Annotated in this window: 8 protein-coding genes; 4 read left to right on the plus strand and 4 right to left on the minus strand. The window is 63.3% G+C overall.

Annotated features, from left to right (window positions below):
- Window positions 1-124: 124 nt before the first annotated feature.
- The 3 genes from P3C18_RS11475 to pbpC all read right to left on the minus strand — a co-directional run bounded on the left by P3C18_RS11475 (window position 125) and on the right by pbpC (window position 5,680).
- The gene (locus P3C18_RS11475; RefSeq protein ID WP_275961995.1) at window positions 125-2,056 is read right to left on the minus strand and encodes a methyl-accepting chemotaxis protein; all 1,932 of its coding nucleotides are present in this window, start codon (window positions 2,054-2,056) and stop codon (window positions 125-127) included.
- Between the two features lie 132 nt (window positions 2,057-2,188).
- Complete coding sequence (locus tag P3C18_RS11480; RefSeq protein ID WP_275961996.1) at window positions 2,189-3,103, minus strand: substrate-binding domain-containing protein; 915 nt, start codon at window positions 3,101-3,103, stop codon at window positions 2,189-2,191.
- A 207-nt stretch (window positions 3,104-3,310) separates the two neighbouring features.
- The gene (pbpC, locus tag P3C18_RS11485; protein ID WP_275961997.1) at window positions 3,311-5,680 is read right to left on the minus strand and encodes a peptidoglycan glycosyltransferase PbpC; all 2,370 of its coding nucleotides are present in this window, start codon (window positions 5,678-5,680) and stop codon (window positions 3,311-3,313) included.
- Between the two features lie 350 nt (window positions 5,681-6,030).
- On the opposite strand from pbpC, the gene P3C18_RS11490 reads away from it, so the two are divergent.
- Window positions 6,031-7,518, plus strand: coding sequence for a M4 family metallopeptidase (locus P3C18_RS11490; protein WP_275961998.1), 1,488 nt, complete (start codon window positions 6,031-6,033; stop codon window positions 7,516-7,518).
- A gap of 154 nt (window positions 7,519-7,672) precedes the next feature.
- The gene (locus P3C18_RS11495) at window positions 7,673-7,966 is read left to right on the plus strand and encodes a hypothetical protein (protein ID WP_275961999.1); all 294 of its coding nucleotides are present in this window, start codon (window positions 7,673-7,675) and stop codon (window positions 7,964-7,966) included.
- A gap of 51 nt (window positions 7,967-8,017) precedes the next feature.
- Here P3C18_RS11495 and P3C18_RS11500 read toward each other — a convergent pair whose 3' ends face one another.
- The gene (locus P3C18_RS11500) at window positions 8,018-12,940 is read right to left on the minus strand and encodes an alpha-2-macroglobulin (RefSeq protein ID WP_275962000.1); all 4,923 of its coding nucleotides are present in this window, start codon (window positions 12,938-12,940) and stop codon (window positions 8,018-8,020) included.
- 188 nt (window positions 12,941-13,128) lie between these two features.
- Between P3C18_RS11500 and P3C18_RS11505 the strand changes: the two genes are divergently transcribed.
- Together P3C18_RS11505 and P3C18_RS11510 are read left to right on the plus strand one after the other, a co-directional pair.
- Window positions 13,129-14,499, plus strand: coding sequence for an MATE family efflux transporter (locus P3C18_RS11505; protein WP_275962055.1), 1,371 nt, complete (start codon window positions 13,129-13,131; stop codon window positions 14,497-14,499).
- A complete protein-coding gene (locus P3C18_RS11510) occupies window positions 14,486-15,517 on the plus strand; it encodes a sensor domain-containing diguanylate cyclase (protein WP_275962001.1) in 1,032 nt (343 codons plus the stop codon). The genes P3C18_RS11505 and P3C18_RS11510 overlap by 14 nt, the downstream gene beginning before the upstream one ends.
- Window positions 15,518-15,630 lie beyond the last annotated feature (113 nt).

Below are 15,630 nucleotides of genomic sequence, written 5' to 3' on the forward strand. Positions count from 1 at the left end.
GGTTGGGTGACCCCGTAGGAGCGGGCCATGCCCGCGATGGTTCTCTATCGACCACAATTCGCGGGCAAGCCCGCTACTACAAGAGCAAAGCAGGTCGACAACGGTCGACCTAGGCTAACCCAACTCAAAGACGGAAGCTGCCCATCTGCTTGGCCAGATCATCGGCCAGACCGCGCAGGGTCTGGCAGTCGTCTTTACACACCTGCACCTCACCGGCGGTGGCATGCGCCAGATCGGCAATGCCCTGCACGTTGCGGTTGATCTCCTCGGTCACCGATGACTGTTCCTCGGTGGCGGTGGCGACCTGGGTGTTCATATCGCTGATGCGTTCAATCTGCTCGGTAATCGCGCTAAGCGACTGCCCGGTACGCTGGCTGGCTTCCACGCCAGTTCCGGTCGCACGTTGGCCGGCATGCATGGAGCTCACGGCCGTTTCCGCGCCCTGTTTGAGGCGCTGGATCATCTGCTGAATTTCATCGGTCGAACTCTGCGTGCGGCTGGCCAGGGTGCGTACCTCGTCAGCCACCACAGCAAAACCACGGCCCATCTCGCCAGCCCGCGCCGCTTCGATGGCCGCGTTAAGCGCCAGCAGGTTGGTCTGCTCGGAAATCCCGCGAATCACCGCCAGCACCTGATCAATCGATGCCACTTGCTCGGCYAGCTCACTGACGGCTGCGGCGGCGTTACCAATATCAGTGGACATGCTCTCGATATGCCCGATGGATTGGCGCACCTCATTACGCGCGCCCTGCGCCTCGTCCCGCGCGCTTTGCGATGACTGCGCGGCGCTGCTGGCGTTGCGCGCAATCTCCTGCACGGTCAGGCCCATCTCATGCACCGCCGTGGCGACCATATCGGTCATTTCCTGCTGCTGGCTGGAGCGCCCAGCGGTGTTGTCGACCACCTGCGCCACCTGGCTGACCGAGGCGCGCAAGCGCTCGCTGGTCGCCAGCACATCGCTGATCAGGCTGCGTTGGCCGCCGATAAAGCGGTTGAAGCCGCGCGCCAAGTCGCCCAGTTCGTCCTCGCGGGACTCATCCAGACGCCGGGTCAGATCACCACCGCCACCACCGATTTCCACCAGCGCGGCGGTCACCTGACGGATCGGCCGCACCAGGCCACGCGCCAGCAGCACCACCAGAGCGAGGAACAACAGCGCCACGCCAACTCCAATGGCGCTGGTCATCAGCAGTGCCTGGCGCGCTTCGGCATAGATTTCGGCTTCCGGCACTTCGCTGACCAGCAGCCAGTCCAGGCTGGAGAGCTTCTGCGCCACCGCCAGATAGGTTTCACCGTCCCGCTCGAAACGCACCGCCTTGCCGCCGCTGCCCAACAGCTCATCGGCCGGCGCCTTGCCAAACAGCTCAGTGAGGCGGCCACTGCCGCTCAGCTCGGCCTGCGGGTGCACCTTGATATCGCCCTGGGCATCAATCAGAAACACTTGGCCGCGTTCACCAAAGCGGAAGTCGCGGATCATTTCCGACATGGCCTTGAGGCTAAAGCCCAAACCAGACACCCCCAGGGTTTTACCGCCCTGCTTGATCCGCTGGTTGATAAACAGGGTCGGCAGGCGCGTGCCCTTGTCGATATCGATTTCCAGCACCTGATCGCGGCTGCTGTCGACCAGCTTGTAGAACCACTGGTTTTCCGGCTGATCACGGCTGATCACCCGCGCCAGCCCCTCACCGGTGAAGTAGTTGCCGCTGTCCAGCACGGCAATCGAGGTGGTCATGGCGTTCTGCTGCGCACGCACGCCTTCCAGGTAACGCGCCACGGCATCGCGCTGCCCCTCATCTTCGCCGGCCGCCAGCCAGTCCTGGATAAAGGCGTTACCGGCAATCCCAGCATTGGCGGTGATCGGCGCGGTCAGCACCCGCTCCAGGTCGTTGCGAATCGCCAGCACCCGTGCCGGCAAGGCCTCTTCGACCAGGAAGCGTTCAGTCAGACGATTGACCACCGCCGAGTAAACGCCCACCACGATCAGAATGCTGGCAAGCAGGGCGGCGCCCATGCTGAGAATCAGCTGCCACTGGATGCTGCGTTTCCACAAGCCCATGGAGGTTACCTTTTAGTTATTATTTGAAGACAGGGATTGAATACAATTTTGTATACAAACTCAATTGCCCGGCGACGTATAACCACTATCGGCTGCACTGGCTAATGACTTTAGCCAGCCGCCAGCACTGTCTCAGTCCACCTGCCGCCACAGCCGCAGATAGGCATCTTCATGGCTGAAGTCCAGCTCGATGCTGAGATCGTCCGACTCCTGCAGCACCTGCGGGGTAATCAACAGCGGCGGCGTGACAAACTGGCTCGGCGGCTGGCCGGCAAAGGCTCGGTTCAGTTCATCGACCAGCTGCCAACCCTGCATGCCCAGGGGTTCGGCGACTGTGGCGACCTGCTGGGACAAGCCTGAATGGATACGCCCCAGCGCCTTGGCCGAACCATCGCCGGCGGAAATATTGCGAATGTCCTTACGCACGAGGGCATTGAGCGGCACGTTGATATGGTCGAAATACACATCATTGATCGCCAGGGTATGGCTCCACTCGGCCCCAAAGCGGCGCTGCAACGAACGCACGCGCTCATCCATCCCCTTGCCGGCGCTGGCAATCGGCAGGTCTTCAACGCTCAGCACCTTGCACTGTGCGCACGCCTCCAGGCGCTGCACCATGCGCTGGGTCTTGGCGGTAGCAATGGCAAACTGGCTGTCGGTAAACAGCACCACGCCGATCTGGCCATCGCGCATGGCGTGCTCGGCAGCCAGATCAGCCACCTGCAAGGGGTCGCTGGTGATATTGCTGAACAGCTTGTCGGTCGGCCCCGGCCGATCCCCGGCATGCCAACCGACCAAGGCAATCTCGCGGGCCTGATAAACCTCGTGCAGCTCACCCAGGTAATCCGCCTCAAAGCCGCCGAGCACTACGCCATCGGGGTTACGCTCAAGCACCTCAGCGGCCAGACGTTTGATTTCCGCCGGATCGCCACGGCCATCCACGGCATGCACCCGCCAGCCCAGTAGCTTGGCCGCACGCTCAAAACTGCGGTACACGCCCACCACCCCGCCGTTACGAAAATCCGCCGCGATAAAGCTCACCTGCATGCCACTGCGGGCGGGCGGCGCCTGCTTCGGCCCAGACCACTCACTTGCAATAAGCAGTGCGCTGAACAGCAGCCCGCACAAGCAAAAGACCGTTGCGTAGCAATTTCTCGACATCGCCTATCCCTGCGCGACTGGCCGGCAGACAACTGCGCCGACCTTCACCTAACAGCGTAGTCACTGATGGCCAGAACAGCCTTGCGCAGCGCCTTAGTCCGACAGGCTGAACTCAACCCGCGCGGTCTGCCCGCTTTCATCCAGCACGCTGAGCTGATACTGCCCGTTGCGCGCAAAGGCGTGAGTGAACAGTGCATCGGCACTGGTTTCGGCAATTGGCTGGCCGTCGACAAACCACCAGCGCTGACCACTGCCGCCCAGCGCGGACAGGCGCAAGCGCAGGGGTTCGGCGCTGCCGGACGGACGGCGCAAGCGGTCGCCTTCGCGTACGCCGACGATCGACAGCGGCGCCGCGACCGGCACATGTCGCGGCGGGCACTGCGGATCAACCGCCGGCAGGCGCGCACTGCGCCGCTCACGGCGCGGCAGCCAGGGTTCCAGCGGTGCCGGCCATAACGCCAGACTCTGTGCCGTCGCCCCCGGGCAACTGGCATCCACGCGCTGCCCGGCGGCATTCACCCAGATGCTTTCCTGCAGACCCAAACCCAGCGGCTGGTCCTGCGCCGGCAAGGTCGGCGGCGTGGTGCCATCCAGGGTCCAGGCAAAACGCTGGCGCCGGCAGTTGGGGTCACGACTGTCCAGCGGCTGGCCCAGCGGCCAGCAGATCGCCGCCACACCGACCGAGGCAGGCTGCGGATCAATCGGCAGGGCGATGCCGCGCTGGCTGTCGCGGTTGACCAGCAGATCATGTACCTGCAGCAGTAAAGGCGCCGCCGAAGCCAGGCCGAACTGGCCGGACACCGGGGTGCCGTCGGGCCGGCCGATCCAGATGCCGATCAGGTAACGCGGCGCCACGCCAATCGCCCAGGCATCGCGAAAGCCATAACTGGTGCCGGTCTTCCAGGCGAGGGTCGGGCGCGGCACCAGCTGCGCGCGCGGGTCACGGTCCGGGCGCGCCTGACCGCTGAGAATGCGCCGCACGATCCACGCCGAACCAGGCGACAACAAGCGCCGCTCATGCAGGCCATCCTGCGGCTGAAACCGCAGACGCGCGGCCATGCCGCCACGGGCAAAGGCGCTGTAACCACTGACCAGTTCCTCCAGCCGGCTACCGGCACCGCCGAGAATCAGCGCCAGATTGGGCTCGGCCAACGGCGGCAGCAGCAACGGCACGCCAGCACTGCGCAACTCGCCGGCAAAACGCTTCGGCCCGTAGGCTTCCAACAGCTGTACAGCGGGCAGATTGAGTGAGGTGGCCAGCGCCTCGCTGGCGGACACCGCGCCACTGAAACCGGCGGCGAAATTGCCCGGGCGGTAGTCGCCATAACGTCGCGGTACATCCTGCAGCAGTGATTCGGAATGGATCAGCCCCTCGTCCAGCGCCATGCCGTAAAGAAAGGGTTTCAGGGTCGAACCTGGCGAGCGCACGGCGTTGATCATGTCGACATGGCCGAAGCGCTTGGCATCGCCGATATCCACCGACCCCAGGTAGGCGCGCACCGCCATGCTCGGCTGCTCGACCACCAGAATCGCCGCCGAGGTGCGCTCCGGCAACCGCGCCCGCCAGCCCAGCAGCAGGTCTTCCAGGCGGCGCTGCAGGGCGGCATCGATAGTCGTGCGAATCAGCGGCGGACTGCCGCGCGTATTCAGCCTCCGCGCCAGTAACGGAGCCAGGCGCGGTTCCTGACGCGGGGCAAGCAGCACGGGCTCTTCCAAGGCATCATTGATCGCTGACTGCGGCCACACCTCGAAACTGGCCAGACGTTTGAGGACCTTATCCCGCGCAGCCTGGGCCCGCTCAGGATGGCGATCCGGGCGCAAACGGCTGGGCGCTTGTGGCAGTACCGCGAGCAATGCCGCCTCGGCGCGGGTCAGCTGGCTCGGTGATTTGCCCAGATAGGCCCAGCTGGCCGCCGCCACGCCTTGCAGGGTGCCGCCAAAAGGCGCGCGATTGAGGTAGAGGGTAAGGATTTCATCCTTGGACAGGTGCCACTCCAGCTGCAGCGTGCGCCACAGTTGCTTGAGCTTGCCGCTATAGCTGCGTGCATGCGGATCAAGCAGGCGCGCCACCTGCATCGACAGCGTGCTGCCCCCCGACAGCACGCGCCCGCCACTGAGGTTCTGCCAGGCCGCGCGGCCCAGCGCCAGCGGGTTGACCCCAGGATGCTGGTAAAACCAGCGGTCCTCGTAGGCCAGCAGCGCGTCCAGGTAATAGGGCGACACCTCACTGGGGCTGACCGGATAGCGCCATACGCCATCATGGTCGGCAAAGCGCCACAGCGGCGCACCGTCCTCGGCCAGCACCACACGTGCCAGGTCATCGCCCGGCAAAGGCAGCGGAAACAGCCGGTCGGCCGCTACCAGAATCAGCAACAGGCACAGCGCAATAACCAGCCAGGGACGGCGTAAACACCTCAGCACAACAGCGCGCGCTGCCACCAACCGACCCGCCCCAGAACGCATAGCGCCTCTCTCAACACACATCCCTGAAGCGCCGCACTATACGCGGCACTGCCCAATATTTCTGGCCTCCGCTAGCAACTCGCGACCAGGCGCGTAGACGCTCGACGCCCGGAAGGAACAGGCCATATCCGCCAGAACATACGAACAAAAGTACCGTGCTAGAGCTGTTTGCGCCCATTGTTATCTTTTTGCGTCATTTTTTTGATATTCGTATTTTTGACGCCTATACCTTGGGTTCGCTGTTAACGCCTGGCTACCCGCCGCGCCGACAACAGTGAGAAACCGTTATCGCCATAAGGCAACGGGCTATTCACGGAGCCATCCTCCGCTTACCCAATGGAGCTACATCAATGCACAGGAAGATCTTCCCGAAAACCTTGCTACTCGCCGCACTTGCTTCCCCCGCCTGTACCTTCGCCGCAGAACTGATTGATCTCTCAACCCTGCCAGCCCGCCCCGGTATAGCCGGCGCTGGCGACATCCATGATGACCTTGGACTGCAGCCGGACGAGCTGAACGCCACCCTGAGCGCGCAATTGCCTGGTGGTGCCCAGGTCGTGCGCTATCAACAGTTCTATAAGGGCATCCGGGTGTGGGGCGAAGCCATCACCGAGTTTACCGACGGTAGTCAGCCCCTGCGCAGCGGCCGCCTGGTGAGTGATATCAGCAGCGACCTGGTACGCGACGCAACGCCAACGCTCAGCGCCAAACAAGCCCTGGAAATGGCCAAAAGCCTGAAAGCCAGCGGCCTGCCGAGCGAAAACGAACAGAGCGAACTGGTTGTGCGGCTCGATGCGCAGCAACGCGCACAGCTGGCGTACGTGGTGTCGTTCTTTGTCCCTGGGGCCAAACCTTCACGCCCGTTCTTTATGATCGAAGCCAACAGCGGCGAGCTGCTTGATCAATGGGAAGGTCTCAACCACGCCCAGGCAACGGGGCCGGGGGGCAACCTGAAAAGTGGCCGTTACCTGTATGGAACGGACTACGGACATCTGTCGGTCAACAACAAGTGCCAGATGGACAGCGGCAATGTCATCACCGTCAACCTCAACCACAGCCTGAACAACAGCAGCACCACGCCCTTTCAGTTCGCCTGTTCGTTCAACGACTTCAAGAGCATCAACGGCGCTTTCTCGCCGCTGAACGACGCGCACTATTTCGGCAACGTGGTGTTCCAGATGTATGGCAGCTGGTTTGGCGGTCTGCGTCCGCTGCTCAACCGCAAGCTGTATATGAAGGTGCATTACGGCAACGGCTATGAAAATGCCTTCTGGGACGGTCAGGCGATGACCTTCGGCGATGGTCGTAATCGCTTCTACCCACTGGTATCGCTGGACGTTTCCGCCCACGAAGTCAGCCATGGTTTTACCGAGCTGCATTCGGGGCTGGTCTACAGCAACCAGTCCGGCGGCATCAATGAGGCGTTCTCCGATATGGCTGGCGAGGCAGCCGAATACTTTATGAAGGGCAAGAACGACTGGAAGGTCGGCTACGACATCTTCAAAGGTGACGGCGCCTTGCGCTATATGAACCAGCCCAGCCGTGACGGTCGCTCGATTGATCACGCCGAGCAGTACCGTGATGGCATGGATGTACACCACTCAAGCGGGGTGTATAACCGTGCGTTCTACTTGCTCAGCCAGAAAATCGGCTGGAATACCCGCAAAGCGTTCGAAGTGTTTGTCGACGCCAATCGTTTCTATTGGACGGAAACCAGCGACTTCAACCGCGGCGCCTGCGGCGTAATCCAGTCGGCGCAGAACCGCAGCTATGGGTCTGCCGATGCCATTGCCGCCTTTGCCGCAGTGGGTGTCAGCTGTCCAACCCTGCTTAACTGAAACGCGCTACACCACAAGCCCCTGCCTCGCTGAGGCAGGGGCTTTTCTATGTCCAGCGCTGGCGGCTCATGCTCTGTAACGCTGCCAATCTGCCCAATGACTGGCACACTGACGCGCGGCAGCCATCAATGCAGAGTCGAGTGGAACGAGAACTATGGGTGTAGAAGGTTTTTTTGAATCCCTGGGCGAGGCGGTCGGCTCGGTGATCCGCTTTATCGTCGAAGGCTTGAGCGGCTTTTTCGGCATGCTCGGCGGCGCGGTCAGCAGCTTTATCGCGGGCATGTCCAAGGCATTGGGAGTGACGCCATCACTGCTCAGCATCGTGATTCTGCTGGCCGGTCTCTGGCTGCTGTACCTGGCGGTACGCGCATTTATCCGCCGCTCGATCATTGCCGGGGTGATCTGGCTGGTGCTGGGGTTGTGGTTGCTCAGTGGACTGATCAGTTAAATCACATCAACTAAACAACAAGGCCCGCCAATTTGGCGGGCCTTGTGCGTTCTAGCGCTCTTTAACGATTAAGCGTCCTGGGCTTTCGCCCAGCGCCTGCCAGTTCGGCCGGTACATCGACTCCACTTGCGGTGGCGGCACGCGGTAGCTGCCGGGGGTGACGGCGCGGGCCAGGTACAGCAGGTGGGTGGTGTCGTAGCCGTTGACATCCAGCGCGGCGACGTAGCGATCACCACGGAACTCTTGATGCTTGATCGCCGCGTTCTGCATCGACTTACGCCATTCCTTCACCGCACTGCTGGCGTCGTCCAGGCTGGCCGAGCTTTGTGCCAGGTTCTGGTTTTCCAGCTCCAAGCCCGCCGGCAGCAGGTCGACCACCAGGGCATCCGGCACCCGCTGCTTGGCCGCCACGGCCAGGTGCACCAGCACCAGCTCGCCGCTTTGCAAGTTGCTCAGGTCAAGCGCCTTACCGTCCATGCCTAAGTATTCGCGGTAGATGCTGAGGTTTTCACCGCCCGCCGCCGGGGCCTGGCTTGGGTAGCCGGAGAGGGTCAGCTGCTGATACAGCGGCGTATCGCCCGGTTTACTTGTTGCATTGCGGATAGTCAGCGGCGCCGCCAGATCACTGCCATCGAGCTTGAGGCCCGGCTGGGCATTGCTCAGTTCGAAGGCCAGGCTGCCGCTTTGCAGAGCTGCGCTCCAGCTCGGTTCCGGCTTGCTCAGCAGGTTGCGCCCGGCCAGGTACAGCGAGTTGCGCTCCTGGGTCGACAGCCACTGCTGCCCGGAAACTTCATCGGCCAAGTTGAACAGCCGCTCTTCACGGCGGTTGCCGGCCAGGTCGTGCTCTTCCAGCAGCGCCAGAATCAGCGCCTGATCACGCAGCGGGCTGCCGTAGTCGGCCAGCCAGTTATTGCTCTCACGACCACGGGCCAGGCCGGCGGTCAGCAGCTCGTCGGCACGCGGCTGATCGCCCATTTTCTGCAGGGCCACGGCCAGGTGCACCAGCGGCAAACCGGAGCGTGCATCACTGCGCCGCTCATACAGGCTGCGCAGCGCACCCAATGGTGCCTGTTGACTGCGCGCCAGCACATAACCGGCGTAGGCCTGCACGGCAAAACGGCTGTGTTCGGCGTTGTCGCTGTAGTTTACCTCGATCAGGTGACGTTCCTGCAGGTAGCGCAGCAGGCGTTCATTGGCTTTTTTCAGCGCCTCTTCCGGTACGCCGAAGCCCTGCTCGCGGGCGCGCAGGAGGAAGTCGCTGACGTAAGCGGTCAGCCAGTATTCCTCATCGCTGTCCGCGCCCCACAGACCGAAACTGCCGTTGTAGCGCTGCATGCTCAGCAGACGCTCGATACCCAACTCGATGGAGCGTTTGCGCTGCTCATCCGGCTCGGCTTCCACGCCCAGACGTTTTAGCGTTGCAGCATCGGCATACAGCGACGGGTACAGACCGCTGGTGGTCTGCTCCAGGCAGCCATACGGATACGCCTTGAGCGCACGAATCTGCTCACCCAGGTTGAGCGGCGGACGACTGGAAATCGCCAAGCGCGCTTCCAAACCAGCAGTTTCAAAAGCACTCAAAGCATCCGCAGGCAGCAGCCAGGCTTCGTCTTTCAGCACCGCGCGGAAATGCTGCAGCTGCGCAGGGTAGGCCGGGCGAATGCCCAGCGTCCACTCACGGCTAAACGGCGGCAGATCCTCACCGGGCAGGGCCAGGCCGTTGACACTGACCTTGAAGCGCCCTTGCCCGTAACCGCCCAGCGCGGTGACCGGGATGCGCAGAATGGTGCGCTGACCATCCGCCAGGGTGATCGGCGCCACCGCCGCGCCGGGGTTCTGCGCTAGGCGCAGCTGGCCTTCGGCGCTAAGTTGTACATCGAGTTTCTGCTCGCGCCCGGACAGGTTGCTCAGGTCCAGGGCCAGGGTGGTTTCATCGCCCCCGGCGAGGAAGCGCGGCGCCGACAGCTCGGCGATCAGCGGTGCAGCGACCACCGTTTTGCCTTCGCCCATGCCGTAATGCTCATCGGTCCAGGCTTGCGCCATCAGGCGCAGCTCGCCGTTGAAGTCGGGGATAGCCAAGCTGACTTCGCCTTCACCCTGCTCATTCAGCGCCAGCGGCTGGCTCTGCAGCGCGACGATCAGCACGCTGGTATCCGGGCGCTTGCCGCCACCGGCCAGCGCCGCGTCACCACCGAAAGCCAGTTTGGCCACCCGGCCTTGCCCGGCTTCGATCAGTTGCCCGTAGATATCCAGCTGGTCCGCGCCATAGGCCTTGCGGCCAAAGAAGTTGGCGAATGGATCAGGTGTGGCGTACTCGGTGATATTGAGGATGCCGACATCCACCGCCGCCACCAGCACCTGCGCCTGTTTCGGGATGCTGCCGTCAGCGTTGCGCGCCTGCACCTTGACCTTCAGCGGCTGGTTGGGGCGCATCTTTTCCGCAGCAGTGAGGGTCAGTGCCAATTTGCGCGGCGCACGTTCCAGCGGCAGGTGCAGCAGGCCGACCGCACGTTTAGGCGTGGCATTGCTTTTGCGCTCGCCGGGACGGATCACCAGGGCGCTGACATACAGATCATGGCGCGCCCAGTCCTTGGCAATCGGAATGTCGAAGGTCTTGCCCTCGGCCGGCACGTCGATCTCTTGCCACCACAACGGCCCCTCGCTGGACTCCACCATCAGGTAGCCCTTGCCCGCAGAAGGCGGGGTAACGGTGACCTGAGCAGTATCGCCATCGACGTACGCCGGTTTATCCAGCGCCAGCTTGACCTGATCCGGGCGCACCGCGCCGCCGTCGGCGTTGTCCTGCCAGCGGTAGCCGGCCCAGAAACGCATGCTGCTGAGCATGCCGGTCTGGCCGTCGATGACCTCAACGCGGTACGGGCCCCACTCCACCGGGAAGCTGATCTTGGCGGTGCCACCGGCAGTGACCTTGAGGGTTTCTTCGTTAAGGGTGAGGAATTTCTCGGTGTAGCTATGGCTCCAGCCATCGCTCTCGGAGAAGTTCCAGAAGTAGTCACGGCGCTCACGGATCAGGCGCACGCTGAGTTGGTCAGCCGCCAGTTTGTTACCGGCCGCATCGGCCACCAGCACGTCGAACTCGGCCAGGCTGTCGGCGTCCACTTCTTCGCCATCGAACAGCCCACGCACGCCGGGCAGGCGCTCGGCCGGCCAGACCGGCTGAACAATCCGCCGGGTAATCGCCCGACCACCGGATTCCTGCAGGCTGGCCTGCAGGATCAGGCGCAGCGGCGATTTGGCATCGCTCCAGCGGCTTTCAATATCCAGGCTGGCCTTGCCCTGTTCGTCCAGGCTGGTTTCATCGAGATCGATGTCCTCGCTCAACTCTTCTTCAGTAACCGAACCGAACTGATAACCCGGCAGGCTGGCCACCGCCTCACGCAGCGGGCGGACATAGAGCTGGCCGCTGAGACGATTGCCCGCCGCCGGCGCGCCATACAGATAGCGCCCAGTCACGTCGAACTGGGCATTTTCTGCCGGGCTATAAGGCACATCGCTGCCCTTGAGTTCCAGGGCCATGCGCTCCGGCAGGAAGTCTTCCACGGAGAACTCATACAACTGCTGGCGGCCATCGCCGAGGTCGAACAGCAGTTGCCAGCGTCCAGTCGGCGCCTCATCGGCCAGTTGCAGCTGGTACTGATACAAGCCGGCGTCATCGGCCTGCCAGACGAATTTGCGGCTGACCTGCTCATCCGGGCGGCGCACTTCCACATTTACCGGCTGGGCTTTTACCGCGCGGCCATCGGCATCGCGCAGCAGGCCGTTGAGCAACACGGTTTCGCCGGGGCGATAAAGATCACGCGGGCCAAATACAAAGAACTGCAGCGGATGAGCGACGGGGCCGGCGATATCAAACTCGGCCAGGTCCAGCGCCGCAGTATTCAGGCGCAGCAGGCTGGTCTGTTCACCCTGATGGGCCAGCAGCACTTCGGCCTTGGCTGGCAGCGGCAGTTCGCCATGGCCGGCGCTGTCGGTCTTGCCTTCGGCCAGTACCTTGCCTTCGGCATCGAGGATTTCCAGGCGTACACCGCCCAGGGCATCACCGCCGGCCAGGGCCTGGGTGAACACATCAATACGGTTCTGGTAGCGCCGCGCAGACAGGCCGATATCACTCAGGGTAAACAGCGTGGCCGGCTGTGAGTAGTTGTAGCTGCCGGCTTCACGCATCACCGCCAGGTATACCCCGGGCTGTTTGAACGGCTCCAGGCCGGCAATCGGCAGCAGCAGGGTTTCGCGGGTGTTGCGTGCAGGGTTCAAATCGAAACGGCCGCCATAGACCAGATCGGCCATCGGCAGCAGGCTGCGGGCTTCCCAGTTATCCAGATTGCTCGCGCGGCCCCAGCGGTTGAGGAAGGCCGGTAGCGACTCGGATTTTATGCGGAAGAACTCGACATTCACCTTGTCGACGTTCAGCGCAATCACCGGCAGGCCTTCGGCGAGGCGCGTGGGCAGCAAGGAGCCACGGCTGGCAAAGCCGACACTGGCTTGCAGGTCGCGGGTTTCCATGCGGGTCACCTGCTCGGCGGCGAGGCTCTTGCCATTCAGCCCGAGCAGGCCGGCATCCACGGTCAGCACCAGTTTGCGCTGCGGCTCCAGATGACGCAGGCGCACTTCCATTAAGTTGTCGGTCAGCTCCCAGGCGCCATCGACCTTGCCGCTTTTGCTATCGACCAGATGCAGGCGTTCGGCGAGCTTCTGCTCGGGGTCGAGCGGCACCGAGAAGCTGATCGACAGCGTGCTGGCGCCATTGAGCTGCACTTCCGAGACATCCACCACGGTCAGTTCGCGGCCGGCATAACGCTCGGCCAGCGCCTTGCGGTCGAGCGCCGGCTTGGCCACCTCGCTGCTCACGGGGGAGGATTGGGTGACCGTCACTTCGGCGGGCCCAGGGGTGGATGAATCACAGGCGCTGAGCAGGCTCAGGACAAGTGCCAGAAGCAGTCCATTCTTCGGCATTGCGGGCTCCAACAAGGGTAGGTGCAGAGGCCTGACACTATAGTCGAGGCGCTAACCGACCACTAAGCGCGCGCATGCAAAATTGCTCAGCAGCGCACGCCTGTCGATCAGTGTTTAATAACCCGCCTGTGACACGCGTCCGCGCATTTCGTTGCAGCTATCGCCAAGCAAGTTTGAGAACGCATTTGATAAACGCCGTACGCGACGCCTGGCAGCACACGCCGACCCACAAACGGGTCTGGGCGCTGGCTGCGCCGATGATCCTCTGCAACCTCTCGGTGCCGCTGGTGGCGCTGGTCGACAGCGCAGTGATCGGCCACTTACCGCACGCCCATCAACTGGCTGCGGTGGCCGTCGGCGGCAGCCTGTACACCCTGCTGACCTGGGCAGTGGGTTTTCTGCGCATGGGCACCACCGGTTTCAGCGCCCAGGCCGCCGGGCGCAATGATGGCGGCGCACTGCGCCAGGTGCTGCTGCAGGGTTTGCTGCTCGGCGTGCTGCTGGCAGTGGTGCTGATCAGCCTGGCCATTCCCCTGAGCAGCGCTGCACTGAGCCTGATGCAGCCCTCGGCGCAGCTCGATGAACTGGCGCGTAGCTACCTGTATATCCGCCTGCTCGGCCTGCCAGCGGCGCTGGCCACCTATGCCCTGGTTGGCTGGCTGCTGGGTACGCAGAACGCGCGCGGGCCGCTGGCTATTCTGCTGACCACCAACCTGCTGAATGTGGCCCTCGATCTGTTGTTTGTCCTCGGCCTGCACTGGGGCGTGGCCGGCGCGGCCTGGGCCTCGGTAATTGCCGAGTGGAGCGGCGCCCTGCTCGGCCTGTACCTGGCCCGCCGCGCCCTGCGTGCCTACGCCGGGACGCTGGACTGGGCGGAGCTATGCCGCTGGTTGAACTGGCGACCGCTGCTGGCAGTAAACCGCGACATATTTATCCGCACCCTGGCGCTGCAGGCGGTGTTCTTTCTGATCACCGTGCAGGGCACCCGCCTGGGCGATGCCACGGTGGCGGCCAACGCCCTGCTGCTCAACGGCCTGCTGCTCGCAGCCCACGCCCTCGACGGCCTGGCCCACGCTTTGGAGGCGCTGTGCGGGCATGCCCTGGGCGCCCGTGATCGCAGCGCGCTGCGGCGCACGCTGATTGTCGCCGGCGGCTGGTCGCTGCTCGCCAGCCTGGGTTTTGCGCTGTTCTTTCTGCTTGGCGGGCACTGGTTTATCAGCCTGCAGACCAATATTGCGGTGGTGCGCGAGGCGGCGTTCGCCTACCTGCCGTACCTCGCCCTGTTGCCGCTGATCGCGGTGTGGAGCTACCTGCTCGACGGCCTGTTTATCGGCGCCACCCGTGCCCGCGAGATGCGCGATGCCATGCTTCTGGCGCTGCTGCTCAGCCTGCCGCTGGCCTGGGCCCTGCAACCGCTGGGCAACCAGGGCTTGTGGCTGGCCTTTCTGAGTTTTATGGGGCTGCGCAGCCTGTGCCTGGCTGGCTATGCTTACCGCCTGACCCGTGCCGACCAATGGTTCGCCCCCAGCCAATCAGGAGCCCCTTATGCTCAGCCCTGAAATGCCCTGCGATGAAGTCCTGCGCCAGCAGATTCTCGATGACAACGAACTGATCGATACCCCCGCCGACCCCTATCTAGACACCCTGGTGCGGGTGGTGCGCGAAGTATTCGCGGTCAAAACCGTGCTGGTCAGCCTGATCGACCATGACCGCCAGTGGTTCAAGTCGCGCATCGGCCTGGAGATCACCGAAACCCCACGGACCATCTCCTTCTGCGCCCACGCGATACTCGGCACCCAGCCATTAATAGTCGAAGACACCCATAACGACCTGCGTTTTCACGACAACCCGGTGGTGGTCAACAACCCGCAGATCCGCTTCTACGCCGGGCAACCGCTGTTTTCCCAGGAAGGCCAACCGCTGGGCACCCTGTGCCTGATCGACCCGACACCACGGCAGCTGACGGACAAACAGGTGCGCCTATTTATCGACATGGCGACCCTGGTCGAGGGCTACCTGAAGCTGCGCCACGTCAGCGAGCAGACCGCGCAGCTGCGCGCGGCGCTAAGCCGTGAACAGCGCAAGACCATGCTCGACCCGCTGACCCAGCTGTGGAACCGCGCCGGCCTTAATCATTTTCTGCCCCGGCAGCAGGAGCAGGCCGACGATCTGGGCCTGCAGCTTGGCGTGCTGTTCTGCGACTTGGATTACTTCAAGAAGGTCAACGACAACCACGGCCACGCTGCGGGCGATCAGGTGCTCTGGGAAACCGCACGGCGCATCAGCGCCGCTGTGCGCCCGCAGGATGTAGTAACGCGCAGCGGCGGCGAGGAGTTCGTGGTGCTGCTGCAGGTGCATGATGAGCATGAACTGCTGCAGATTGCCGAGCGCATTCGCACGGCCCTGCACAAGGAGCCGGTGAGCATCGACGAACTGCAACTCAACCTGACCATCAGCATCGGCGCAGCCCTGCGCGCCCCTCAGGAGCCACCAAGCGCCACCATGAACCGCGCCGACCAGGCGCTGTATCAGGCCAAGGGCAATGGTCGCAATCGAGTCGAGCTAGCAGTCCGTTGAAAACTACCTGCGTTGGCAATACTGCGTTAAAAACGGCCTCAGCAAGCCGCTTGCGGCTAACGCGCTTCAGCGCGGCCCGAAGGGCGAGCGAAGCGAGTAATGCTCATTTACAG

It is taken from the genome of Pseudomonas sp. 1928-m (assembly GCF_029269135.1).
Classification (GTDB): domain Bacteria; phylum Pseudomonadota; class Gammaproteobacteria; order Pseudomonadales; family Pseudomonadaceae; genus Aquipseudomonas.